We start from the raw sequence: 25,683 nt of genomic DNA, 5'->3' as shown, positions 1-25,683 counted from the left end.
GGAACATTCCATGACGGACGCCTTCGAACTCCCGCACTCGCTGGTCCAGGCCCTGGCGCAGCGCGCCGCCCAGACCCCTGAGCGCATTGCCTTGCGCTTCCTGGCCGACGCGCCCGGCGAGCAGGCGGTGCTCAGCTACCGGGACCTCGACCAGCGCGCGCGGACCATCGCCGCGGCGTTGCAGGCCCGGGCCGGGTTCGGCGAGCGCGCCGTGCTGCTGTTCCCCAGCGGCCCGGACTATGTCGCGGCCTTCTTCGGCTGCCTGTATGCCGGGGTGATCGCCGTGCCGGCGTATCCGCCGGAGTCTTCGCGTCAGCATCACCAGGAGCGCCTGCTGTCGATCATCGACGACGCCGAGCCGCGCCTGCTGCTGACGGTAGAAGCGCTGTGTGACAGTTTGCAGGGCCTCGAAGCCCTGGCAGGGGCCAACGCCCCGGGCCTGCTGGCAGTGGATCGCCTGGACCCGCAGTTGGCCGGGCAGTGGCGCGAGCCTGAGCTCAAAGGCAATGACATCGCCTTCCTGCAGTACACCTCCGGCTCCACCGCGCTGCCCAAAGGCGTGCAGGTCAGCCATGGCAACCTGGTGGCCAACGAGCAACTGATCCGCCAGGGCTTCGGCATCGACCTGAACCCGGACGACGTGATCGTCAGCTGGCTGCCGCTGTACCACGACATGGGCCTGATCGGCGGCCTGTTGCAGCCGATCTTCAGTGGCGTGCCCTGCGTGCTGATGTCGCCGGGCTACTTCCTCGCCCGGCCGCTGCGCTGGCTGCAGGCGATCAGCGAATACGGCGGCACCATCAGCGGCGGCCCGGACTTCGCCTACCGCCTGTGCAGCGAGCGGGTCAGCGAGGCCGCAATCGCCGGCCTGGACCTGAGCCGCTGGCGCGTGGCCTATTCCGGTTCCGAGCCGATCCGCCAGGACAGCCTCGACACCTTCGCCGAAAAATTTGCCGCCTGTGGCTTCGACGCCAGCAGTTTCTTCGCCAGCTACGGCCTGGCCGAGGCCACCCTGTTCGTCAGCGGCAGCCGCCGTGGCCAGGGCATCGGCGCCCTGGAACTGGATGCCGAGGCCTTCGCCGCCAACCGTGCCGAGCCGGGCAAGGGCAGCGTGCTGATGAGCTGCGGCTATCCGCAGCCGGGCCACGCGGTGCGCATCGTCGAGCCGCAACAGCTGCAGGTGCTGGCTGACAACCAGGTGGGCGAGATATGGGCCGGTGGCCCGAGCGTCGCCCTGGGTTACTGGCGCAACCCCGAAGCCAGCGCCCGTACCTTCGTCGAGATGGACGGCCAGACCTGGCTGCGCACCGGCGACCTGGGCTTCATGCGCGACGGCGAGGTGTTCGTCACCGGGCGCCTGAAGGACATGCTCATCGTCCGTGGCCAGAACATCTACCCGCAGGACCTGGAAAAGACCCTGGAGCGTGAGGTCGAGGTGCTGCGCAAGGGGCGTGTGGCGGTATTCGCCGTCGACGACCAGGGCGAGGAAGGCATTGGCGTGGCGGTGGAGATCAGCCGCAACGTGCAGAAGGCGCACACGCCCGAGGCGCTGATCAACACCCTGCGCCGGGTCATCGCCGACGCCTGCCGCCAGGCGCCGGCCGTGGTCCTGCTGCTCAACCCCGGCGCGCTGCCCAAGACCTCCAGCGGCAAGCTGCAGCGCTCGGCCTGCCGCCTGCGCATGAACGACGGCAGCCTGGATATCTATGCGCGGTTCCCGACGGCGCAAACGGAGCAGGGTAATGGCGTGGCTGGGGACGACCTGCAGGCACGGATCGCTGGCATCTGGCGTGAGCTGCTCAAGGTCGAATCGGTGGCGGCGGACGATCACTTCCTGCTGCTGGGCGGTAACTCCATCGCCGCCACCCAGGTGACCGCGCGCCTGGGCGACGAGCTGGGCCTGCAACTGAGCCTGCGCATCCTGTTCGAAGCACCGACCCTGGCCGAGTACAGCGCCGCCGTGGCGGCCATCCTCGCCGAAGGCGGCAGCGCCGCCGGCGTCATCCACAACCAGGACCGCGACCAGGCGTTGCCGCAGTCCCTGGCGCAGAATCGCCTGTGGCTGTTGTGGCAACTGGAGCCGCAGTCCGCCGCCTACAACATCCCCGCCGGCCTGCACCTGCGCGGCGAGCTGGACGAAGCGGCGCTGCTGGCGAGCTTCCAGTCCCTGGTCGCCCGCCACGAATCCTTGCGCACGCTGTTCGACGAGGTCGACGGCCAGGCCGTGCAGCGCATCCTGCCGGACCCGTCGTTCACCCTGCGCCATCTGGACCTCGAAGGGCTGTCGCCCGCCGAAGTGGCCGCGCGCCGTGAGGACGAGGCGCAGCAGCCGTTCGACCTGCGCCAGGGCCCGCTGCTGCGGGTGACCCTGGCGCGCCTGGACGACGAAGAGCACCAGCTGTGGGTGACCCTGCACCACATCGTCGCCGACGGCTGGTCGCTGAATATCCTGCTGGATGAGTTCGCCCGCCTGTACGCCGCCCAAGGCCAGGCCGTGCAACTGCCCGAACTGACGCTGGGCTACGCCGACTACGGCCAGTGGCAGCGCCAGTGGCTGGCCGACGGCGAGAGCGCCCGTCAGCTCGACTACTGGAAGAACACATTAGGTGATGAACTGCCGGTGCTCGACCTGTGCACCGACCAGCCCCGCGCCAGCCAGCAGCACACCCGCGCCGCGCGCCACAGCCTCAAGGTGCCGGCGGCGCTGACCAGCGCCCTCAAGGACCTGGCCCGCGACCAGCAGGCCAGCCTGTTCATGGTCCTGCTGGCCGGCTGGCAGGCCCTGCTGCACCGCTACAGCGGCCAGGGCGACATCCGCGTCGGCGTGCCCAACGCCAACCGCCCGCGCCTGGAAACCCAGGGCATGGTCGGCTTCTTCATCAACACCCAGGTGCTGCGCGCCGAACTCGACGGCCGCCTGCCGTTCGCCGGGCTGCTGGCCCAGGCGCGCCAGGCTACCCTGGAAGCCCAGGCCCATCAGGACCTGCCGTTCGAGCAACTGCTCGAAGCGCTGCCGCAGGCCCGTGAACAGGGCCTGTTCCAGGTCATGTTCAACCACCAGCAGCGCGACCTGTCGGCCCTGCGCCGTCTGCCCGGGCTGCTGGCCGAAGAGTTGCCGTGGCACAGCCGCGAGGCCAAGTTCGACCTGCAGCTGCACAGCGAGGAAGACCACCAGGGCCGCCTGACGCTGGCCTTCGACTACGCCGCCGGGTTGTTCGAGGCGGCCACCGTCAAGCGCCTGGCCAGCCATCTGCTGGCCTTGCTCGAGCAGGTCTGCGCCGAGCCGCAACTGGCCCTCGGCGAGGTGCGCCTGCTCGACGAGCAGGGCCGCGCGCAACTGCTCGGCTGGGGGCAGGCGCCGATGGCGAGCGCGCCGCGGCTGCTGGTCGAGCAACTCAATGAACAGGCCCGCCTGACCCCCGAGCACACCGCGCTGGTGTGGGAGGGCGGCCAGCTCAGCCATGCCGAGTTGCACCAGCAGGCCAACCGCCTGGCCCATTACCTGCGCGACAAGGGCGTCGGCCCGGACACCTGCGTGGCCATTGCCCTCGAGCGTTCGCCGCAGCTGCTGATCGGCCTGCTGGCCATCCTCAAGGCCGGCGCCGCCTATGTACCGCTGGACACCGACTACCCGGCCGAGCGCCTGGCCTACATGCTGGCCGACTGCAAGGCCGGCCTGCTGCTCAGCCACGCCAGCCTGCTCGACAAGCTGCCGCAGGTGGACGGCGTCAGCGCCATCGCCCTCGACCAGCTGCACCTGGACAGCTGGCCGAGCCAGGCCCCCGGCCTGCACCTGCACGGCGACAACCTTGCCTACGTGATCTACACCTCCGGCTCCACCGGCCAGCCCAAGGGCGTGGGCAACACCCACGCGGCCTTGGCCGAACGCTTGCAGTGGATGCAGCAAACCTACGCGCTGGACGCCAGCGACGTGCTGATGCAGAAGGCGCCGATCAGCTTCGACGTGTCGGTGTGGGAGTGCTTCTGGCCGCTGGTCACCGGTTGCCAGCTGGTGCTGGCCGGCCCCGGCGAGCACCGTGACCCGCAGCGCATTGCCCAGCTGATCCAGCAACACGGGGTGACCACGCTGCACTTCGTGCCGCCGCTGTTGCAGGTGTTTGTCCAGGAGCCGCTGGCCGCTGGCTGCACCAGCCTGCGCCGGCTGTTCTCCGGTGGCGAGGCGCTGTCTGCGGCCTTGCGTGACCGCGTGCTGCAACTGCTGCCGCAAGTGCAACTGCATAACCGCTACGGCCCGACCGAAACCGCCATCAACGTCACCCATTGGCACTGCCAGGCGAGTGATGGCGAACGCTCGCCCATCGGCCGCCCGCTGGGCAACGTGCTGTGCCGGGTGCTGGACGACGAATTCGAGTTGAGCGCGCCGGGCGTGCCCGGCGAGCTGTGCCTGGGGGGCGCGGGCCTGGCCCGTGGCTACCTCGGCCGCCCGGGGCTGACCGCCGAGCGTTTCGTGCCCCAGCCCGATGGCGACGGCGCGCGCCTGTACCGCAGTGGCGACCGTGCCCGCTGGCATGTGCAGAGCCAGGCCCTGGAGTACCTGGGCCGCCTCGACCAGCAGGTGAAGGTGCGCGGTTTCCGCGTCGAGCCCGAGGAAGTGCAGGCGGTGCTGCTGGCCCAGCCGGGTGTTGCCCAGGCCCTGGTGCTGATTCACCAGGACGCCGTTGGCGCCCAACTGGTGGGTTACTACAGTGGCATCGAGCAGAGCGACGCGCTGCTGGCCGCGCTGGCGGAGTGCCTGCCGGCCTACATGGTGCCGGCCCAGCTCATCCACCTGGCGCAGATGCCCCTGGGGCCGAGCGGCAAGGTCGACCGCAGGGCGCTGCCGGCGCCGGTCTGGCAGCAACGTGAGCATGTCGAGCCGCAAAGCGCGCTGCAGCAGCAGGTCGCGGCGATCTGGCGCGAGGTGCTGAACCTTCCGCAGGTTGGCCTGCAGGACGATTTCTTCGCCCTCGGCGGCCACTCGCTGCTGGCCACCCAGATCGTCTCGCGTACCCGCCAGGCGCTGGATGTCGAGCTGCCGCTCAAGGCCCTGTTCGACGCCAGCGAACTGGGCGCGTTCTGCGCCGAGATCGCCCGCCTGCAAGGCAGCGGCGAGCGTAACCGGCAAGGCGTCATCGCCCGTGTCGACCGCCGCCAGGCCGTGCCACTGTCGTACTCGCAGCAGCGCATGTGGTTCCTCTGGCAGATGGACCCGCACAGCCCCGCCTACAACGTCGGCGGCATGGCCCGCTTCCAGGGACCGCTGCACGTGGACGCCTTCGAGCGTGCCCTGCAGGCGCTGATCGTGCGCCATGAAACCCTGCGCACCACCTTCCCCAGCATCGACGGCAAGCCGTACCAGTGCGTGGCCGACGACAGCCACCTGCAACTGCACTGGCACGACTTCAGCGCCCTGGCCGACGAAGCCCGCCAGCAACGCCTGCAGCAACTGGCCGACGACCAGGCGCACCAGCCGTTCGACCTGGAGCGCGGCCCGCTGCTGCGCGCCTGTCTGGTCAAGGCCGGCGAGCGCGAGCACTACTTCGTCCTGACCCTGCATCACATCGTCACCGAAGGCTGGGCCATGGACATCTTCGCCCGTGAACTGGGCGAGCTGTACGAGGCTTTCGTCGACGAGCGCGAGTCGCCGCTGGCGCCGCTGCCGGTGCAGTACCTCGACTACAGCGTCTGGCAGCGCCAGTGGCTGGAAGGCGGCGAGGGCGCCCGTCAGCTGGCCTACTGGAAAGACCGTCTGGGCGAGGAGCATCCGGTGCTGGCGCTGCCGGCCGACCGTCCGCGCCCGGCAGTGCAGAGCCACCGCGGCGAGCTCTTCCGCTTCGACCTGGATCCTGCGCTGGTCAAGCGCGTGCATGCCTTCAACAGCCAGCGCGGCCTGACCCTGTTCATGACCATGACCGCCACCCTGGCCACGCTGCTGCACCGCTACAGCGGCCAGCGCGACCTGCGCATCGGCGCGCCGGTGGCCAACCGCATCCGTCCGGAAAGCGAAGGGCTGATCGGCGCCTTCCTCAACACCCAGGTGCTGCGCTGCGAGCTGGACGGGCAGATGAGCGCCGGCGCGTTGCTCGACCAGGTGCGCCAGACCATCATCGACGGCCAGTCGCATCAGGACCTGCCGTTCGAGCAACTGGTCGAGGCCCTGCAGCCGCCGCGTTCGAGCGCCTACAACCCGCTGTTCCAGGTGATGTGCAACGTGCAGCGCTGGGCCTTCCAGCAGAGCCGTGAGCTGGTGGGCATGCAGGTGGACTACCTGGTCAACGACGCCAGCGCCACCAAGTTCGACCTGTACCTGGAGGTCACCGACCTCGATGGCCGCCTGGGCTGCTGCTTCACCTACAGCCGCGACCTGTTCGACGAACCGCGTATCGCCCGTATGGCCGAGCACTGGCAGCAACTGCTGGTGGCGTTGATCGACGACCCGCAACAGCGCCTGTGCGAACTGCCGATGCTGGCCGAGGCCGAACAGCAGGTGCTGATCGGTCAGCTCCAGGGCGAGCAGGACTTCGAGCTGAACCAGACGCTGCACGGGTTGTTCGCCGCCCAGGCCGAGCGTACCCCGCATGCCCTGGCCCTGACCTTTGCCGGCCAGCACCTGAGCTACGCCGAGCTCGACCAGCAGGCCAATCGCCTGGCCCGCGCCCTGCGCGAGCGCGGCGTAGGCCCGCAGGTGCGGGTAGGCCTGGCGCTGGAGCGCTCGCTGGAGATGGTGGTGGGCCTGCTGGCCATTCTCAAGGCCGGTGGCGCCTACGTGCCGCTGGATCCGGAATACCCGCTCGACCGCCTGCGCTACATGATCGAGGACAGCCGCCTTGGCCTGCTGATCGGCCAGCGGGCGCTGCTCGACACCCTGGGCGAACTGCCGCCAGGTGTCGCGCGCTGGAGCCTGGAGGACGATGCCGCGAGCCTGTCCGCCTACAGCGACGCCGCCCTGGACAACCTCAACCTGACGCAGCACCAGGCTTATCTGATCTACACCTCCGGCTCCACCGGCAAGCCCAAGGGCGTGGTGGTCAGCCACGGTGAAATCGCCATGCACTGCAAGGCGGTGATCGCCGAGTTCGGCATGCGCAGCGACGACTGCGAGCTGCATTTCTATTCGATCAACTTCGACGCCGCCAGCGAACGCCTGCTGGTACCGCTGCTGTGCGGCGCCCGCGTGGTGCTGCGCGCCCAGGGCCAATGGGGCGCCGAGGAAATCTGCCAGCTGGTACGTGAACAGCAGGTCAGCGTGCTCGGCTTCACCCCGAGCTACGGCAGCCAGCTGGCCCAGTACCTGGCCGGGCAGGGCGAGCAGTTGCCGGTGCGCCTGGTGATCACCGGTGGCGAGGCGCTGACCGGCGAACACCTGCTGCGCATCCGCCAGGCTTTTGCCCCGCAACAGTTCTTCAACGCCTATGGCCCGACCGAGACCGTGGTCATGCCGCTGGCGTGCCTGGCGCCGGACACGCTGCCCGTCGATGCCGGCAGCGTGCCGATCGGCCGGGTGATCGGCGCCCGCACCGCCTATATCCTCGACGACGACCTGGCCCTGTTGCCGCAGGGTGGCATCGGTGAGCTGTACGTGGGCGGCGCGGGCCTGGCCCAGGGGTATCACGACCGCCCAGGCCTGAGCGCCGAGCGCTTCGTCGCCGACCCGTTCAGCCATGACGGTGGCCGCCTGTATCGCACCGGCGACCTGGTGCGCCTGCGCGCCGATGGCCTGGTGGAATATGTCGGGCGTGCCGACCAGCAGGTGAAGATCCGCGGCTTCCGTATCGAGCTGGGCGAGATCGAGAGCCGCCTGCAGGAGCACGCCGACGTCGAGGAGGCGGTGGTCCTGGCCCTCGACCTGCCGGGCGGCAAGCAGCTGGTGGGCTACCTGGTGTGCCCGCAGGCCGGCGCCGACGCCGAGGCCCAGGCCCTGCTGCGCGAGGCGGTCAAGGCCGATGCCCGCCAGCATCTGCCGGACTACATGGTGCCGGCGCACCTGGTGCTGCTCGACAGCTTGCCACTGATGGGCAACGGCAAGCTCGACCGCCGCGCGCTGCCGGCGCCGGACCTGGAGCAGGCGCGCCAGCACTACCAGGCCCCGGCCAACGAGCTGGAAAGCCAGCTGGCGCAGGTCTGGCGCGAAGTGCTCAACCAGTCGCGCATCGGCGTGCAGGACAATTTCTTCGAACTGGGCGGCGACTCGATCCTGTCGATCCAGGTAGTCAGCCGGGCCCGCCAGCTGGGGTTGCAGTTCACCCCGCGCGACCTGTTCCAGCACCAGACCATCCAGACCCTGGCGGCCGTGGTGACCCGCAGCGAGGCGCCGAGCAGCATCGAGCAGGGCGCGCGCGAGGGCCACAGCGGCCTGACGCCGATCCAGCACTGGTTCTTCGACAGCGAAGTGCCGCAACCGCAGCACTGGAACCAGGCGGTGCTGCTGCAGGCGCGCCAGCCATTGCAGGCTGAGGCGCTGGAGCAGGCCCTGGCCGCGCTGGTCGAGCACCACGACAGCCTGCGGCTGCGCTTCGACCAGGCCAACGGCCGCTGGCGGGGCGAGTACGCCCAGCAGAGCGCCCAGCCGTTGCTGTGGACCGCGACGGTGACCGACTTCGAGGACTGCCAGGCGCTCTATACCGATGTGCAGCGCAGCCTCGACCTTGCCGAGGGGCCGCTGCTGCGTGCCTTGCTGGTCAGCGACGGCCAGGGTGCCCAGCGCCTGCTGCTGGCCATCCATCACCTGGTGGTCGATGGTGTGTCCTGGCGCGTCCTGCTGGAAGACCTGCAGGCGCTGTACCGCGGTGAAACGCTGGCTGCCAAGACCCATGCCATGGGCGACTGGGCGGCGCGCCTGGCCAGCTATGCCGGCAGCGATTCGCTGCGCGACGAGCTGGGCTGGTGGGAAGCCCAACTGGGTAGCGCCCGCCGCGAACTGCCCTGCGATCATCCCCAGGGTGGCAACCTGCACCGCCATGCCCGCAGCATCGCCATCGAACTGGACGTCGAACAGACCCGTCAGCTGCTGCAACAGGCGCCGGCGGCCTACCACACCCAGGTCAACGACCTGCTGCTGACCGCCCTGGCGCGCACCCTGTGCCAGTGGAGCGGCGACCAACAGGTGTTGGTGCAACTGGAGGGCCATGGCCGCGACGGCTTGTTCGAGGATATGGACCTGACCCGCAGTGTCGGCTGGTTCACCAATGCCTACCCGCTGAGCTTGAGCCCGCAGATGGGTGAGGGCGAATCGGCCCGTGCCGGCTCGATCAAGCGCATCAAGGAGCAGCTGCGCCAGGTGCCGCACAAGGGGCTGGGCTATGGCGTGCTGCGTTACCTGGCCGACGAGGCCGGGCGCGAACGCATGGCCGCGCTGCCCCAGGCGCGCATCACCTTCAACTACCTGGGCCAGTTCGACCAGCAGTTCGACCAGGCGGCGTTGTTCCAGCCGCTGGACGCCCCCGCAGGCCTGGCCCATGACCTCGACGCGCCGCTGCCGAACTGGCTGAGCGTCGATGGCCAGGTGTACGGCGGCGCGCTGCAACTGCGCTGGAGCTTCAGCGCCGAGCGCTACGACGAAGCGACCATTGCCCGTCTGGCCGAAGCCTACCGCCAGGAACTGCTGGCCCTGGTCGGCCACTGCCTGGTGGACGGCAACGGCAGCTTCACGCCGTCGGACTTCCCGCTGGCGCAACTGACCCAGGAGCAGATCGACGCGCTGCCGATCCCGGTCGCCGAGATCGAGGACGTCTACCCGCTGACGCCGATGCAGGAAGGCCTGCTGCTACACACCCTGCTCGAGCCGGGCACCGGCATCTATTACATGCAGGACCGCTACCGCATCAACAGTGCCCTCGACCCCGAGCGCTTCGCCCAGGCCTGGCAGGCCGTGGTGGCGCGCCACGAGGCGTTGCGTGCGTCGTTCAGCTGGAACGCCGGCGAAGCGATGCTGCAGATCATCCACAAGCCCGGCAAGACCCCGGTGGACTACCAGGACTGGCGCGGCCTCGACGAGACCGCCCAGGAAGCGCGCCTGCAGGCCCTGCACAAGCAGGAGCGCGAGGCCGGATTCGAACTGCTGCGCGAAGCGCCGTTCCACCTGCGCCTGGTGCGCGTCGACGACGCACGCTACTGGTTCATGATGAGCAACCACCACATTCTCATCGATGCCTGGTGCCGCTCGCTGCTGATGAACGACTTCTTCGAGATCTACCAGGCCCTGGGCGAAGGGCGCCAGGCCCAGCTGCCGGTGCCGCCGCGCTACCGTGACTATATCGGCTGGCTGCAGCGCCAGGACCTCGACGAGGCGCGCCAGTGGTGGCAGGCCAACCTGGCCGGCTTCGAACGGGCCACGGCGATCCCCAGCGACCGACCGCTGCGCCACGATCACGCCGGTGACGGCATGGTAGTGGGTGATTGCTACACCCGCCTCGAGGTGAGCGAGGGCGCGCGCCTGCGCGAACTGGCCCAGGCCCACCAGCTGACGGTCAATACCTTCGCCCAGGCGGCCTGGGCGCTGACCCTGGCCCGTTACAGCGGCGACCGCGACGTGGTGTTCGGCGTCACCGTGGCCGGGCGCCCGGTGAGCCTGCCACAGATGCAGCGCACGGTCGGCCTGTTCATCAACAGCATCGCCCTGCGCGTGCAGATGCCGCAGCCCGGCGAGCGACGCAGCGTGCGTGACTGGCTGCAAGGCCTGCTCGACCGTAACATGCAGCTGCGCGAGTACGAGTACCTGCCGTTGGTGGCGATCCAGGAGTGCAGCGAGCTGCCCAAGGGCCAGCCGCTGTTCGACAGCCTGTTCGTGTTCGAGAACGCCCCGGTGGAAACCGCCGTACTCGACCACGCCCAGCACCTGGACGCCAGCTCCGACTCGGGCCGCACCCACACCAACTTCCCGCTGACCGCGGTGTGCTACCCGGGCGATGACCTGGGCCTGCACCTGTCGTTCGACCAGCGTTACTTCGACTACTCGACCGTCGAGCGCCTGCTCGCCGAGTTCAAGCGCCTGCTGCTGGCGCTGGTCGAGGGCTTCAATGGCGAGGTGGATGAGCTGGCGCTGCTGGGTGCCGACGAGCAGCGCTTCCTGCTCGAGGACTGCAATCGCACCGAGCACAGCTACGCCCTGGAGCAGAGCTACGTCGAGCTGTTCGAGGCGCGGGTCGCCGCGCACCCGCAGCGCACCGTCGCCCGCTGCGAGGCGGCCGCTTACGACTATGCGGGCCTGAACGTGGCGGCCAACCGCCTCGGCCATGCCCTGGTCGCGGCCGGCGTGGCCATCGACCAGGCGGTGGCGCTGCTGGCCGAGCGCGGCCTGGCGCTGTTGGGCATGATCGTCGGCAGCTTCAAGGCCGGCGCCGGCTACCTGCCGCTGGATCCGGGCCTGCCGTCCGCGCGCTTGCAACGCATCGTCGAGCTCAGCCGCACGCCGGTGCTGGTGTGCAGCGCGGCCTGCGCCGAGCAGGCGCGCCAGCTGCTCGACGAAGTGGCGGGCGCGGCGCGGCCGAAGCTGCTGGTCTGGGAAGAGCTGCAGGCGAGCAACGTGGCCAGCCATAACCCCGGCATCCACAGCGCGCCGGACAACCTCGCCTACGTGATCTACACCTCCGGGTCCACCGGCCTGCCCAAGGGCGTGATGGTCGAGCAGCGCGGCATGCTCAACAACCAGCTGAGCAAGGTGCCGTACCTGGCCCTGGACGAGCAGGACGTGATCGCCCAGACCGCCTCGCAGAGCTTCGACATCTCGGTGTGGCAGTTCCTCGCCGCGCCGCTGTTCGGGGCCAAGGTGCAGATCGTGCCGAACGCCATCGCCCATGACCCGCAAGGCCTGCTGAGCCATGTGCAGGCCACCGGCATCACCGTGCTGGAGAGCGTGCCGTCGCTGATCCAGGGCATGCTGGCCAACGACCACCAGGCCCTCGACGGCCTGCGCTGGATGCTGCCGACCGGCGAGGCCATGCCGCCCGAGCTGGCCGCCCAGTGGCTGCAGCGCTACCCGGCCATCGGCCTGGTCAACGCCTATGGCCCGGCGGAGTGCTCGGATGACGTGGCGTTCTTCCGCGTCGATGCCGCCTCGACCCAGGGCAGCTACCTGCCGATCGGCACGCCGACCGACAACAACCGCCTGTACCTGCTCGGCGAGGACCAGACCCTGGTGCCGCTGGGCGCGGTGGGCGAGCTGTGCGTCGCAGGTACCGGCGTGGGCCGTGGCTATGTCGGCGACCCGCTGCGCACGGCGCAGGCCTTCATCCCGCACCCGTACGGTGCACCGGGCGAACGCCTGTACCGCACCGGCGACCTGGCTCGCCGTCGTCCGGACGGCGTGCTGGAGTACGTCGGGCGTATCGACCATCAGGTGAAGATCCGCGGCTACCGCATCGAACTGGGCGAGATCGAGGCACGCCTGCACGAGCAAACCGAACTGCGCGATGCCGCGGTGGGCGTGCAGGAAGGCGTCAACGGCAAGCACCTGGTCGGCTACCTGGTGGCGCACCAGGGCGTCGCCGCCGACGCCGCGCTGCTCGACCAGCTCAAGCAGCGCCTGCGCGCCGAACTGCCGGAGTACATGGTGCCGCTGCACTGGGGCTGGTTCGACAGCCTGCCGCACAACGCCAACGGCAAGCTCGACCGCAAGGCGCTGCCGGCCATCGAGATCGGTGGCCAGCACAGCCAGGCTTACCTGGCGCCGCGCGACGAGCTGGAGCAGACCCTCGCCGGCATCTGGGCCGATGTGCTCAAGGCCGAACGGGTGGGCGTGCGCGACAACTTCTTCGAGCTGGGCGGGCATTCGCTGCTGGCGACACAGATCGCCTCGCGGGTGCAGAAGGCCCTGCAGTTGAACGTGCCGCTGCGGGCGATGTTCGAGTGCAGCACGGTGCAAGAGCTGGCGGACTATGTACGCGGGCTGCAGGACAGCGCGCTGGATGACGCCAAGGTCGATCGGTTGAGCGACCTGATGGCGGAGCTGGAGGCGTTGTAACTGCATTGCCTTCAGCGCGGGGCGTGCCTGTTCCCACAGGATCAGGCAGGCCCCGCGCTGACGCGCCGATGTGGCGTATGGCCACCCTGTAATCCTCACCCTTGCCGGTGCTACGCTGCACACAGTGCGCAAGGATTTCACGGGTTTCATGGACGATAGCCTGCATGCCGCCCGCATGGGCGATCTCATACTTCATCCCCCGCTGATGGCCGAGCTGGTCAGTGGCCTGGTCGAGGCCGCCGTCTATGCGGCGGCGGTCGCCGCGGTCGGTGCCGCCATTGGTGGCGCGGTGGTCGCGGTGGTCGGTACCGGCGGTGCCGCCGCCGTGCTCACGCCGTTGATCGCCGGGGTCATGGTCAGTGCCGCCGCCATGCTGCCGGCCGGTGAAGACAAGAGCATTGGCGACCATATCAGCGACTTCAGCAACTGGGTTGGCAATTCGCTGTTTCCGCCCGAGCCGTACGGCTCGATCAGCAGTGGCTCGCACAATACCCGCATCAACGGCATCCTCGCGGCGCGCGCCGCCGGGGTGAGTGGTGGCCCGGTCGAGGCGCCGGGCCCAGCCGATGAACCGTCGATCCTCGAAAACATCGGGGCCTACGCCATGGTTGGCGCCTCGATGGTATTGCCGGTGATCGGCTTGGCGCAGGAGATCAACAGCATCTTCAACCCGCCGGTGACCACGCCAGCCGCGCCCGGATCGATTCCCAAGCCCGAGGACAAGGCGGTCTGCAGCAAGCACCCTCCAATGCCCGAACAGTTCATTGCCCAGGGCTCGGACAAGGTGTTCATCAATGGCCAGCCGGCAGCGCGGGTCGGAGACAAGACCACCTGCGACGGGCCGATCGGCATGACCTATTCGCCCAATGTGCGCATCGGTGGCGGCACCACCACCGTGCGCGACATCCACGACGGCAAGAGCGCTGCGGCGAAGATCATTGGCCTGATTGCCGGGATGCTCATCAGTCGCCGGGGCATGCTCAAGGGTCGACGCTGCGGGGTGGGCAACCCGGTGGCTCCAGCCATGGGCAGCAAATTCCAGGATGGCCCCGAGGATGTGGATTTCAAACTCGCGGCGCTGGTCCCGATCACTTGGGCGCGGCGCTATGACAGCAACGACCGACGTAGCGATGGCCTGTTCGGCATAGGTTGGAGTGTGCCCTACGAAGTGCGCCTGGAGCGTGTCGCGCACCCTGAGGGGGGCGAGTTGTGGATCTACGTCGATGACGAGGGCGCCAGGCTGGAGCTCGGGCGTCTGCAGGTCGGCAGTGCCTTCGTCAGCATTCTCGATGGCCTGGCGTTTTTTCATCAGGACAACGGCTTCACCATCGTCGAGGACATCAACAGCGGGTTGTACCAGGTGTTCCATACCGATCCATTGGACAGTCGGCGGTCGCGCCTGGTCAAGGTCGGTGATCGTAACCTCAATTGCCTGGAGCTGTTCTACGACGAACAAGGCCGATTGCAGTTCCTCGGCGACAGCTCGGCCCGGATCTTCATCGAACTGCGCTTTGCCGACGGGCAACCGCGCCGGGTAGCCGAGATACACAGATTGTACTTGCGGGCCGGTCGGGCCTTTGCCGTCGAGCAGCGCGAATGCCTGGTGCAGTATCGCTACACCTCGGCAGGGCAATTGGAGGTTGTCGCCGATGCCGAAGGGCAATTGCTGAGGCAGTTTACCTACACCGACCAAGGGTTGCTGGCCAGCCATACGCTGCCCATGGGGGCTACGCGGTACTACGAGTGGGCCCGCTTCACGCCACCGCCGGCGCGCCAACCGTGCAGTCTGGATGGCACGCCTTACGCCATGCCCGCGCTGTTGGAGCTACAGCCCGAGCATGAATGGCGCGTGGTTCGGCACTGGGGCAGCGACGGCGAGGACTATCGCTTCATCTATGACCTGGAGCATGGCCATACCCAGGTCATCGATGGCCTGGGGCGTGAGGAGCACTATCACTGGGGCGCGCTGAACGAGGTCCACACCTACATCGATGCGCTGGGATATTGCTGGCGGCACGACTATGTCGATGGCCTGTTGCGGCGCACCCTCGATCCACAAGGTGGCGAGTGGTCCTATAGCTACGATGCGCTCGGGCGCGTGGTTGCCACTGCCGACCCGTTGGGGCGTCGTGAAAGCATCGGCTACACCGAACATTGGGCCTTGCCCACCCGTATCGTCGACGGAGCAGGGCATGAGCGTCGTTATACCTATGATGCTCGGGGCAACCTGTTGTCCGAGGTCGATCCACTCGGGCAACTGACACGTTACGACCACGATCGTCAGGGACGTATGGTGCGTAGTGTCGATGCCATAGGCAAGGAACGTTCGTTCAAGTGGAACGGGCGTGGCCAGCTGACTGCCTCACGCGATTGCTCGGGGCAACAGACTCACTATCGTTACGACCTGCGTGGGCACCTGAGCGAGGTGCGCAATGCCGAGGGCGGCGCCACGCGCTATCGTTTCAATGTGCGTGGCCATCTGCAGCAGCGCGAATTGGCCGATGGCCGGGTCGAGCACTATCAGATCGATGCCGCCGGTCAGTTGGCCCACCATGTCGACCCAGCGCAGCGCATGACCCAATGGCAATACGACGGCAGCGGTCGACTGCTGCAGCGTACTGATGCACTGGGGCACACTGTGCGGTTGCACTGGGATGCCTACGGCCGCTTGCAGCAGTTGGAAAACGAGAACGGCGAGCACTATCGCTTCCAGTGGGATGCGCTAGACCGGTTGGTTGGTCAGCGTAACCTCGATGGTGGCGGTTTCAGTCTGCTTTATGATGCCCTGGATGCGATCACCCAACGCACCGTGCATCCATGCCGCGAAGCGGAGCCCGTGTTGCCGGGCAGCCCGGATGAGCCCGAAGTGTTTGCACAGGTTCACCACCATGAACACGATGCGGTCGGTCGTCTGCTGTGCAAGCGGACCGACGATGGCGAGACGACCTACCGCTACGATGCTGCTGACAATCTGCTGGCGATCCATTTCACTCACCGTAGTGGGCAGGTCCAGCAGTTGGACTTCACCTACGACGCCATGGGGCGATTGCTGAGCGAAAGCCAGGGTCCAGGGCAACTCGGTTACACCTATGATCCCCTAGGTAACCTGCAGACCTTGACGCTGCCTGACTCCCGCCGGATCAACTACCTGTGCTATGGCAGCGGACATCTGCACCAGATCAATCTCGACGGGCGGGTGATCAGCGACTTCGAGCGCGATGCGTTACACGACGAGGTCTTGCGCAGCCAGGGTGCATTGCTTACCAGAACCCGTTATGACAGTACGCGGCGCCTGCTGCGCAAGGCTGTGGAATATCAGGATGGCGAGCGCACCCGCATGCCCTTGCTGCAGAAGGACTATGAGTACGATGCGGCGGACAACCTTGTCGGCGAGGTACTGACCCAGACCCAGCGCGCTGGTAGCGGGCTGGGGGTGGAGCTTGAGCATCTGGTCGGTCGTTTCCAGGCCGGTGCCGGTGGGCGTGGCAGCTACCAGGGGCGCATTGGTTATGACTACGGGCCCACCGAGCGAATCCATGGCGCGTCACGCCAGTTGCCTCAGCAACAGCCGATGGTCGAGCACTTTGGCTACGACCTTGCCGGCAACCTGCTGGAGGGATATCAGGTCAACGGTCGGGTACGGCACAACCGGGTCAAGGTGTTCCAAGATAGACGCTATCGCTACGACCGCTTTGGTCGGCTCGAGGAGAAGCGCTCCGGCAATCGTCTGCTCCAGCGCTTTGAATACGATGCAGAGCATCGGCTGGTCTGTATCCGTCAGCGGCGTGGGCCGCTTCGCGAACGGATCGAGTTTGCTTACGACCCCTTGGGCAGGCGCATCGACAAACGAGTCTACCGTGACGACCTGGACGCGCCGGTCAGTCGAACCGAGTTTCAGTGGCAAGGCCTGCGTCTGTTGCGAGAAGTTCAGGACGGCAAACCGAGTCTTTATCTGTACGCAGACGCGGCGGGCCATGAGCCGCTGGCCAGGGTAGATGGGGTGCCTGGGCATGAGCAGGTTTTCCACTTTCATACGAATCTGGTCGGCCTGGTAGAGCAACTGACCGACGAACACGGGATAACTGCCTGGCAGGGGCAGCACCAGGTATGGGGCAACAACTGCGAGGAATGGCATGCGCCGGAGCAGGTCAGTCGGCAGAATGTGCGTTTTCAGGGGCAGTACCTGGATCGGGAAACTGGGCTGCACTACAACACATTCAGATTTTATGACCCGGATATCGGGCGATTTACCCAGCAAGACCCGATAGGCTTGAGGGGCGGGATCAACCTCTATCAATATGCGCCTAATCCTCTGTCATGGATCGATCCGTTAGGCTTGGAGGTGGTGCGTGTTTATCATTACACGAGCAAGGAAGGTTATAAGGGAATCATGGGGACAGGCGTGATTAATCAAAGTGACCCCGGCGCCAGGGGGCGAGGTGCTATTCAAGGCAAGCCCAAAGGTGTCTACGTGACGACACTAACGCCAGAAGAAATGGAGAGCACCAATGTAAGAGGTAAAATGGGGCTGACCAAAGAGAAAAGTACCCATTTTGTTTCGTTTGAAGTTGATGGCGGTAAAGTTAAAAAGGTGGATCGGCAGAATGCTTATCTAAGGCTCTATATACAAGAAGATATTCAGCTCAGGGACGCTAATAGAAGACTTCGTGCTGATGTCAGTCACGGCGCTTCCGGATGCAAGCTATAGGAGACAGTGGGATGGCAGATTGGTCGGGTGTCATGTATGGCTTTTATACCGATACGTCGCTGGAACTGGTGCTCGCGGCATTGACGGAAAAAGCAGCACGTCTGGGGTTTCAGTCACAGCAGGAGTGCATTCGGGGAGAGGAGTTTATTCTTTTCTATAAAGATGAGGGGATGCTGAAGGCCCACCTTGAGCAAGGTTACAATCTGGGGGCGACGGGCGAGGGGTGCTTTGGCGTTGAGGCAAAGCCAGCAGCGTTGAACGGGATCGCTACGCTATTCGAGTTTGAAGGTGATTCGGATTTCGAACCGTACGATATCAATTTGCGCTTCAATCGAATTTTTTACTATGTATTGGTGTTGCCGGACAGTGTCGATGAATCAGATTTCTGCCGGCGTATACACACTATGTTTTCCGAGACCTTGATGGATTGAGCCACGGTCAAGGTCGAGGGGGAAGTGGGCGTATCAATGAGCCTGAAAAGGACGGCTCCGGCCTGGTGGCGATTGTATCTCCTTGTCCACGACTGTTTGGCTGGCTGAGGGAGAACCGCCGCCTGGATACACGCTACTGCAAGCTGGCGGAAAGCTCTGCTGCAATGGTCACGCTGGCTTGCTGGCGGCGGTGTCTACGACATGACTTTGCGTACAGTGCCCAAGCGAACGCAAAGCGCTCTGCGACCCATCAGGATCGCTGGGCTTGATGCGCTATCTGCTGGTTGGTTACGACAGCCATGTCGAGGTATTCGCCAAAGGCTATCGTTGCACCTTCAGATAGACTGCGGTTTAACGCTTGCCGAGTATCCTCCCCAGCATCTCCGGCCGCGGCGCGCCTTGCTGGCTCTGCAACTGCCCCTTTTCATCCTGATAGAAGATCGCCGGGGTTGCGGCCAGGCCCAGTTCTTCCATCAGGGCCAGATTCGCCTCGAGCTTCTTCTGAACCGCCTCCGGCACCTTGTCCAGTGCCTTGAGCGTGCTGGCCTTGCCGGCCTTCTCATGTTCCTGCAAGGCCTTGGCCGGGTCCTTGGCGGCGAGCAGCGCGGCGGACTTGCCCGGGCTGTCCTCGCGGATGATGCCGACCATGATGTGACGCAGCTGGACCTTGCCCGACTCGACCCAGGGCCGGGCCTGCTGCCAGAACATGTTGCAATAGGGGCAGTTTGGGTCGCTGAACAGGTAGACAGTGCGTGGCGCGTCCACCTTGCCGTCCTGGATCCAGGCAGTGTTTTCCATCTTCGCCCAGACCGCCTTGCTCATCGGTGCGTACACCAGCTTTTCCAGCGGCTCGGCGCTGAGGTCCTTGCCTTGTTCGTCGAACAGGCTGCCCACCAGCACGTGCTTGCCGTCGGGCGTCAGGTACAGGGCGATGCCGTTGTTGTGGTACTCGGCGGCGTAGCCACGCAGGCCGTTGGGAGCGTCGAAGCTGCCCTTGATCACGGCGCCCTTGGCCTGCAGTTGCTGGATCGCCTTGGGTAGCTCTTCGGCGTGCAGCGGGGGCGCAGCGAGCAGGGTGAGGGTCAGGGGCAGCAGTGCATTCAGTCGCATGTCAGTTTCCTTGTGGGGCGGGCGCATCGGCGCGTTCGAAGGGTTCCAGGGCGTGGCGCAGGCTGGCGCGCGAAAGTTCGCCCAGGTGGCTGCCGACCAGCCGCCCTTCGGCGTTGTAGAACAGGGTGGTGGGCAGGGCCATGGAGCCGACCTTGCGGGCCAGCTCGCCGGTGCCGTCGAACAGCACGTGGGACAGGGTCAGGCCGGTGGTGGCCATGAAGGTGCTGACGTTCTCCGGGGTTTCTCCCTGGTTGACGAACAGGAAGGTCACGTGGGGGTAGTCGTCCTCGGCCTGTTGCAGCACCGGCATCTCGCGGCGGCAGGGCGGGCACCAGGTGGCCCAGATGTTGATCACCAGCGGCCGTCCGCGGTAGCTGTGCAGGGCCACCGCCTGGCCACGGTTGTCGCGCAGGCTCATGTCCGGCAGCTCGGTGCCCTTGCTGTACAGGTGGCTGGCCAGGCTGCCGAGGCCCCAGAACAGCGCGCCGCTGAACAACGCCCAGCCCAGGGGGCGGCGCAGACCGGGTCGCCGCCAGCCCTGCCACAGGGTGCCGAGGACGATGCCCAGCAGGCCGCCCCAGAGCAGGAAGCCGCCGTCGCGGATGTCGATGACCTGCAGCGGGTCGTCGCGGTACATCGGCCAGTAGGCCAGGACGAAGCCCAGGCGGGCGAACAGCAGGCCCAGCAGGAACAGATTGAACAGCGCAGATTCCGGGTTTTCACCGCCGTGCCTGGCCACCCGCCAGCCGACCAGACTGGCGATGCCCAGCGCCGCGAGCAGCAGCAGGTGATTCAGGGCCATGGTCAGCGGCCCGAGGGTGACGGTCAGCATCAGCCTTGGCTCCTGGTCTGGGCCCAGTGTTGCATGAACCCGGCGGCGTCGATCTCGCCAGTGATGCGGCGGGCGCGGCGCTCGTCGCCTTCCGGGCCGATCCAGATCAGGCTGGGCGGCCCTGGCACCTGGTAACGCTGCAGCAGTTCGCGGCTGGCCGGGGAATCGGCGGTCACGTCCAGGCGCAGCAGGTGCACGCCGTCCAGGCTGGCCTGGACATCGCCACGGCCGAACACCTGCTTTTCCATGACCTTGCACGACACGCACCAGTCGGCATAGTAGTCCACCAGCACCCATTGACCACGGGCCTTGGCGGCGTCGAGTTCACGCTGCAGGTCGGCCGGCGCGTTCACGGTGACGAAGGCGTCGTGGGCGTTGGCCGGAGCTTGCGCGGTGCCCTTGCCGGCGAAGGGCTGCAGGGGTTGCCACAGGTCGTTGCCCCCGGCTGCGGCGCCCACCAGCAGCAGGCCACCCCACAAGGCGCCGAGCAGGGGAATGGCGCGCAAGGCGGGCAGGCGCTGCAGGGCCGGCCAGGCGGCCCAGCCCAGGGCGATCAGCCAGGCGCCGGCCAGGGCCAGCACCAGGGTTTCCGCCAGCAGGCCACGCACCGTGTACAGGGCCATGGCCAGGAACACGAAGCCGAACAAGCCCTTGACCAGGTTCATCCAGGCGCCCGGGCGTGGCAGGTAGCGGTTGCCCAGGGTGACCAGCAACAGCAGGGGAACGCCCATGCCCAGCCCGAGGGTGAACAGCACCAGCGCCCCTTGCAGCACGTCACCGCTCTGGGCGATGAACAGCAGGGCGCCTGCCAGCGGCGCGGTCATGCACGGGCCCAGCAGCAGGCCCGACAGGGCGCCCAGCAACGCCGCGCCGTACAGGTTGCCGCCACGGGTGCCTTGCCCGGCGCGGTCCAGGCGGTCACGCAGGGCGGCCGGCAATTGCAGTTCGAAGGCGCCGAACATCGGCAGGGCCAGGAGCACGAACAGGCCGGCCAGGCTGCCCAGCAGCCAGGGTTGTTGCAGCCAGGCCTGCAGGCTTGCCCCCAGCAGCGCGGCGATCACGCCGAGGGCGGCGTAGACCAGTGCCATGCTCAGCACATAGACGCCGGCCAGCCACCAGCCGCGCCGGGCACTGGCGCCATTGCCCATGACCAATCCGGCGAGGATCGGCAGCATCGGCAGCGAGCACGGGGTGAAGGCCAGCAGCAGGCCCAGGCCGAAGAATGCCAGCAGGCTCCAGGCCAGGCTGTCCTGTTGCAGGGTACCGGCCAGGGCCTGGTCGCTGGCCTGGTCGGCAGCGGCGGGTGGCGCAGCGCTGCCGCCCAGGGCGATTGGCGTGGTCTGCGGCGGGTAGCACAGGCCGGCGTCGGCGCAGCCTTGCCAGCCCAGGCGCAGCTCACCGCTGGCGTTGGCCGGGAGCAATAGCTCAAGCTCGGTGCGGTAGACCGCGCTGTCGCCGAAGAATTCGTCGTGGTGGTTTTCGGCCTGGGGCAGCGACGGGTGCTGCTCGGGAGGCAGGCCGTCGAACTTCAGGCGCTTCTGGTAGAGGTAGTAACCGTCCTTGATCTGGAAATGCAGGCGCATCTGGCCGTTTTCCAGGCGGTCGTGGGTCAGGACGAAGGCCTCGTTGACCGGCAGGAAGTCCGGCTTTACCGCAAAGGGGTTGGCCTGGAGAGGGCCGGCGAGCAGGAATGTCAGGAAGAGCAGGAGAACACGCATGTCGACGCCTTGGCAGAGCTTTGAAGAGGGCCATGCTGGCCTTGGCTTATTAACTGAAGGTTAAGTTGGTCTTAGGACCAGGCCTTTCAAGGTGTTCGCCATGAGCGTTGTAGTGCCTGTGAGACCGAGCGCCGCCCGCGCGGCGCTCGGTCTCACAGGCGTAGCAAGGGCTGCGTCTGGCCCCTGTTCGCCTCGATGCTATCAGCCCGACGAACATCTCCAAACCCGTTCATAATCCCCCCTTAATCGCCACCCTGTGCAATGCCAGCTTCCCCACCCAGGAGATCCCTTATGCACGTTCTGCTCTGCGAGGACGACGACCTGATCGCCAGCGGCATCTGCGCCGGCCTTTCGGCCCAGGGCCTGACCGTGGACCGGGTGGCCAGCGCCTCGCAGGCCCGGCAGATGCTCGGGACCGCGAAGTTCGACGTGATGATCCTCGACCTGGGCCTGCCCGACGAGGACGGCCTCAAACTGCTGCGCCGCCTGCGCCAGCAGGGCGAGACCCTGCCGGTGCTGGTGCTCACTGCCCGCGACGCGGTCACCGACCGGGTCGACGGCCTGCAGGCCGGCGCCGACGACTACCTGCTCAAGCCCTTCGACCTGCGCGAACTGGCCGCCCGCCTGCACACCCTGCTGCGCCGTGTGGCCGGGCGGGCGGTGAACGTCATCGAGCACGGCCCGCTGCGCTACGACCCCAGCAGTTGCGCGGCGACCCTGGCCGGCCAGGCGGTGGACCTGTCGCGCCGTGAGCAGGCGTTGCTTCAGGCCTTGCTGCAGAACCCGGGGCGTGTGCTGTCCAGCGAGCAGCTCAAGGACTGCGTCTACGGTTTCAGCGACGAGGTCGAAAGCAATGCGTTGAACGTGCATATCCACCACCTGCGGCGCAAACTGGGCAACAGCATCGTCGAGACCGTACGCGGCCTTGGCTACCGCCTGGGGCCGGCCCAGGCACCGGAGGAGCGCGCGTCATGAGCCTGCGGGTTCGCCTTTCACTGATCCTCGGCAGTGTGTTCATCGTCATCTGGGCGCTGGCGGCTGCCTGGATGCTGCGCGACCTGCGCCAGCAGATGATGTTTTCCCTCGACCAGCGCCTGGTGGCGTCGGCGCGTATGGTCGCGGGGCTGATCGACCAGTTGCCGCAACCGTTGACCGCCAAGGGCCAGGACGCGCACTTTTCCGCCGACCAGTTCAGCGTGCCGGACGGCATGGCCTGCCAGGTCAGCTCGCTGCGTGGCGAGATCCTCGCCAGCAACCACAAGCACGATGGCACCATGGACGACGAGCGCAGCGGCTTCCGAGACCAGACCATCGACGGCGCTTCCTGGCGTACCTTCACCTACAACCATGGCGATGTGCGCATCACCACCGCTGACCGTCACCAGGAACGCGAGGCGCTCAATCAGTCGATTCTGCTGGCGGCCTCGGCGCCGGTGCTGATGGCCTTGCTGGGCAGCCTCGGGCTGTTGTGGATCGGTCTGGGCAAGGGGCTGGAACCACTCAATCGCATGCGTGACGCCTTGCGCAGGCGTCGCGCCGACAGCGTCGAGCCCTTGCAGGTGGCCGGCTTGCCCAGCGAGCTGCAACCGCTGCTCGACACCCAGAACCAGCTGTTCCTGCGTATCGCCCAGACCATCGAGCGCGAACGCCGCCTGACCGACGACGCTGCCCACGAACTGCGCAGCCCGTTGACGGCCATCAAGACCCACCTGCAAGTGGCGCGGATGACCGATGGCGCCGTGCGCGAACAAGCGCTCGAGCATGCCGAGCAGGGCACCGACCGCATGCACCGCACCCTGGAGCAGTTGCTGATGCTGGCGCGGGTCGAGGGCAGCCTGTCGTTCGACGATGGCGTGCAGTGCAGTGCCGAGCAGGTCGCCCGGCAGGCCATCGAGGACGCCGGCGGCGGTGACAACCGGCGCATCCACCTGCGTTTGCCCGAGGCCGCGGCCAAGGTCTACCTGAGCATGCCAGCGCCGCTGGCGGTGGCGGCGCTGCGCAACCTGCTGGACAACGCCCTGCGCCATGGTGGCGATGCCGCCGTGGAGCTGGAGGTACAGGCGCAGGACGGGCAGGTGGACTTCCTGGTGCGCGACCATGGGCCGGGCATTGCCCAGGAAGATCTCGAGCACCTGACCGAACGTTTCTGGCGCAACGGCCAGAGCGGTGGTTGCGGCCTGGGGTTGGCGATCGTCCAGGCCATCGTCCAGCGCTGCGCTGGCAGCCTGCGATTCGACAGCCGGGCCGATGGTTTGCGGGTGAGCCTGCAGGTACCGGCGCGTTCGGGGAGTTGAGTTCGGCGTTGTACCCATCGCGGGGCAAGCCCGCTCCCACGCAGCTTGGCGCATGAGTCTGTGGGAGCGGGCTTGCCCCGCGATGCAGGTCGTACATTCACAACAAATCCCACGACAACCGCTAAATCCGCACCTCGCTGAAGCGTTTTTCAAACGATAAGAACCCGACACACATCCGGTTACAGGGCGCGTGGCGGGCACATTCGCTTGCTTGCGAGGGATTTTCCGATGTCGACCGCTTCCAGCCTTGCCCAGGTGCTGCCGGCCACCACGCCGCGCCCCCTGTACGAATTCGAGGATTCGCCCCTGCTGTTGCGCCAGCAGCAGCAGGAGTCCAACGCCCGCAGCTACCCGCGGCGCATCCCCCTGGCGCTCAAGCGCGCCCGTGGCCTGTACGTCGAGGACGTCGAGGGCCGCCAGTTCATCGACTGCCTGGCCGGCGCCGGCACCCTGGCCCTGGGGCACAACCATCCGGTGGTGATCGACGCGATCCAGCGCGTGCTGGCCGATGAGTTGCCGCTGCACACCCTGGACCTGACCACGCCGGTCAAGGACCAGTTCGTCCAGGACCTGTTCGCTCTGCTGCCAGAAGGTTTGCGCGGGGAGGCGAAGATCCAGTTCTGCGGCCCGACCGGCACCGACGCGGTCGAGGCGGCGCTCAAGCTGGTGCGCACGGTCACCGGGCGCAGCACCGTGCTGGCGTTCCAGGGGGCCTACCATGGCATGACCCAGGGCGCGCTGAGCCTGATGGGCAGCCTGGGACCGAAAAAACCGCTCGGCGCACTGTTGAACAATGGCGTGCAGTTCCTGCCGTATCCCTATGACTACCGCTGCCCGTTCGGCCTTGGCGGCGAGGCGGGCGTGCGCGCCAACCTGCACTACCTGGAAAACCTGCTGTGCGATCCGGAGGCCGGCGTGGCGCTGCCGGCGGCGGTGATCGTCGAGGTGGTGCAGGGCGAAGGCGGCGTGATTCCCGCCGATATCGAATGGCTGCGCGGGCTGCGTCGGATCACCGAGCAGGCCGGGGTGGCGCTGATCGTCGACGAGATCCAGAGCGGCTTCGCCCGCACCGGCAAGATGTTCGCCTTCGAGCACGCCGGTATCGTGCCCGACGTGGTCACCCTGTCCAAGGCCATCGGCGGCAGCCTGCCACTGGCGGTGATGGTCTACCGCGACTGGCTCGACCAATGGTCGCCGGGCGCCCATGCCGGCACCTTCCGTGGCAACCAGATGGCCATGGCCGCAGGCTCCGCGGTGATGAAGTACCTGGTGGAGCACCGCCTGTGCGAGCACGCCGAAGCCATGGGCCAGCGCCTGCGCGGGCACCTGCAACGGTTGCAGCAGGACTATCCGCAGCTCGGCGACATCCGTGGCCGTGGCCTGATGCTGGGGGTGGAGCTGGTGGATCCGGCGGGCAAGCACGACGTCCAGGGCCATCCGCCGGCCTGTCGCAAGCTGGCGCCGAAGGTGCAGCGTGAATGCCTGCGTCGTGGCCTGATCCTCGAGCTGGGCGGTCGTCACGGAGCGGTGGTGCGCTTCCTGCCGCCGCTGATCATCAGCGCCGAGCAGGTTGATGAAGTGGCTGCAAGGTTTGCCGAGGCCGTCGCGGCGGCGGTGTCGGCTGGCTGAGAC

Annotated in this window: 9 protein-coding genes and 1 pseudogene; 7 read left to right on the top strand and 3 right to left on the bottom strand. The window is 67.0% G+C overall.

Translation table 11 applies throughout. The annotated features are described in order from the left end of the window. The first annotated feature begins 10 nt into the window (after nucleotides 1-10). From NMG10_RS02580 to NMG10_RS02565, 4 genes and pseudogenes are all read left to right on the top strand, one after another. Nucleotides 11-12,958: a non-ribosomal peptide synthetase gene (locus NMG10_RS02580; protein WP_254463793.1), complete on the top strand. Its 12,948-nt coding sequence runs from the start codon at nucleotides 11-13 to the stop codon at nucleotides 12,956-12,958. A gap of 148 nt (nucleotides 12,959-13,106) precedes the next feature. Further along, the gene (locus NMG10_RS02575; protein ID WP_254463792.1) at nucleotides 13,107-17,666 is read left to right on the top strand and encodes an RHS repeat-associated core domain-containing protein; all 4,560 of its coding nucleotides are present in this window, start codon (nucleotides 13,107-13,109) and stop codon (nucleotides 17,664-17,666) included. An 11-nt stretch (nucleotides 17,667-17,677) separates the two neighbouring features. After that, nucleotides 17,678-18,097, top strand: a complete 420-nt coding sequence (locus NMG10_RS02570; RefSeq protein ID WP_254463791.1) for a hypothetical protein — start codon at nucleotides 17,678-17,680, stop codon at nucleotides 18,095-18,097. An 89-nt stretch (nucleotides 18,098-18,186) separates the two neighbouring features. Next, a pseudogene (locus tag NMG10_RS02565) lies at nucleotides 18,187-18,366 on the top strand (hypothetical protein); the annotation flags it as partial. Nucleotides 18,367-18,448: 82 nt separating this feature from the next. Here NMG10_RS02565 and dsbG read toward each other — a convergent pair. The 3 genes from dsbG to dsbD are packed head-to-tail and all read right to left on the bottom strand — an operon-like array spanning nucleotide 18,449 to nucleotide 21,757. Next, nucleotides 18,449-19,207 (bottom strand): thiol:disulfide interchange protein DsbG, encoded by a 759-nt coding sequence (dsbG, locus tag NMG10_RS02560; RefSeq protein WP_254463790.1) that lies wholly within the window; start codon nucleotides 19,205-19,207, stop codon nucleotides 18,449-18,451. Between the two features lies 1 nt (nucleotide 19,208). Then, nucleotides 19,209-20,039 (bottom strand): TlpA disulfide reductase family protein, encoded by an 831-nt coding sequence (locus NMG10_RS02555; RefSeq protein WP_254463789.1) that lies wholly within the window; start codon nucleotides 20,037-20,039, stop codon nucleotides 19,209-19,211. Next, nucleotides 20,039-21,757, bottom strand: a complete 1,719-nt coding sequence (gene dsbD, locus NMG10_RS02550) for a protein-disulfide reductase DsbD (protein ID WP_254463788.1) — start codon at nucleotides 21,755-21,757, stop codon at nucleotides 20,039-20,041. Before dsbD ends, NMG10_RS02555 begins: the two co-directional genes overlap by 1 nt. A gap of 291 nt (nucleotides 21,758-22,048) precedes the next feature. On the opposite strand from dsbD, the gene NMG10_RS02545 reads away from it, so the two are divergent. The 3 genes from NMG10_RS02545 to NMG10_RS02535 all read left to right on the top strand — a co-directional run bounded on the left by NMG10_RS02545 (nucleotide 22,049) and on the right by NMG10_RS02535 (nucleotide 25,680). After that, the gene (locus tag NMG10_RS02545) at nucleotides 22,049-22,732 is read left to right on the top strand and encodes a response regulator transcription factor (RefSeq protein WP_254463787.1); all 684 of its coding nucleotides are present in this window, start codon (nucleotides 22,049-22,051) and stop codon (nucleotides 22,730-22,732) included. Further along, a complete protein-coding gene (locus NMG10_RS02540; RefSeq protein WP_203651789.1) occupies nucleotides 22,729-24,051 on the top strand; it encodes an ATP-binding protein in 1,323 nt (440 codons plus the stop codon). The genes NMG10_RS02545 and NMG10_RS02540 overlap by 4 nt, the downstream gene beginning before the upstream one ends. A 228-nt stretch (nucleotides 24,052-24,279) precedes the next feature. Beyond that, complete coding sequence (locus tag NMG10_RS02535; RefSeq protein ID WP_254463786.1) at nucleotides 24,280-25,680, top strand: aspartate aminotransferase family protein; 1,401 nt, start codon at nucleotides 24,280-24,282, stop codon at nucleotides 25,678-25,680. Nucleotides 25,681-25,683 lie beyond the last annotated feature (3 nt).

The organism is Pseudomonas sp. DVZ6, from assembly GCF_024259445.1.
Classification (GTDB): domain Bacteria; phylum Pseudomonadota; class Gammaproteobacteria; order Pseudomonadales; family Pseudomonadaceae; genus Aquipseudomonas; species Aquipseudomonas peradeniyensis.
Note: the sequence above shows the minus strand (reverse complement) of the source record. Positions and strands in the feature narration are given on the sequence as shown.

Coding starts and splice junctions, on each gene's coding strand:
- NMG10_RS02555 (WP_254463789.1), bottom strand. CDS start 20,039: ATGCTGACCGTCACCCTCGGGCCGCTGACCATGGCCCTGAATCACCTG.
- NMG10_RS02580 (WP_254463793.1), top strand. CDS start 11: ATGACGGACGCCTTCGAACTCCCGCACTCGCTGGTCCAGGCCCTGGCG.
- dsbG (WP_254463790.1), bottom strand. CDS start 19,207: ATGCGACTGAATGCACTGCTGCCCCTGACCCTCACCCTGCTCGCTGCG.
- NMG10_RS02540 (WP_203651789.1), top strand. CDS start 22,729: ATGAGCCTGCGGGTTCGCCTTTCACTGATCCTCGGCAGTGTGTTCATC.
- NMG10_RS02545 (WP_254463787.1), top strand. CDS start 22,049: ATGCACGTTCTGCTCTGCGAGGACGACGACCTGATCGCCAGCGGCATC.
- NMG10_RS02575 (WP_254463792.1), top strand. CDS start 13,107: ATGGACGATAGCCTGCATGCCGCCCGCATGGGCGATCTCATACTTCAT.
- NMG10_RS02535 (WP_254463786.1), top strand. CDS start 24,280: ATGTCGACCGCTTCCAGCCTTGCCCAGGTGCTGCCGGCCACCACGCCG.
- NMG10_RS02570 (WP_254463791.1), top strand. CDS start 17,678: ATGGCAGATTGGTCGGGTGTCATGTATGGCTTTTATACCGATACGTCG.
- dsbD (WP_254463788.1), bottom strand. CDS start 21,757: ATGCGTGTTCTCCTGCTCTTCCTGACATTCCTGCTCGCCGGCCCTCTC.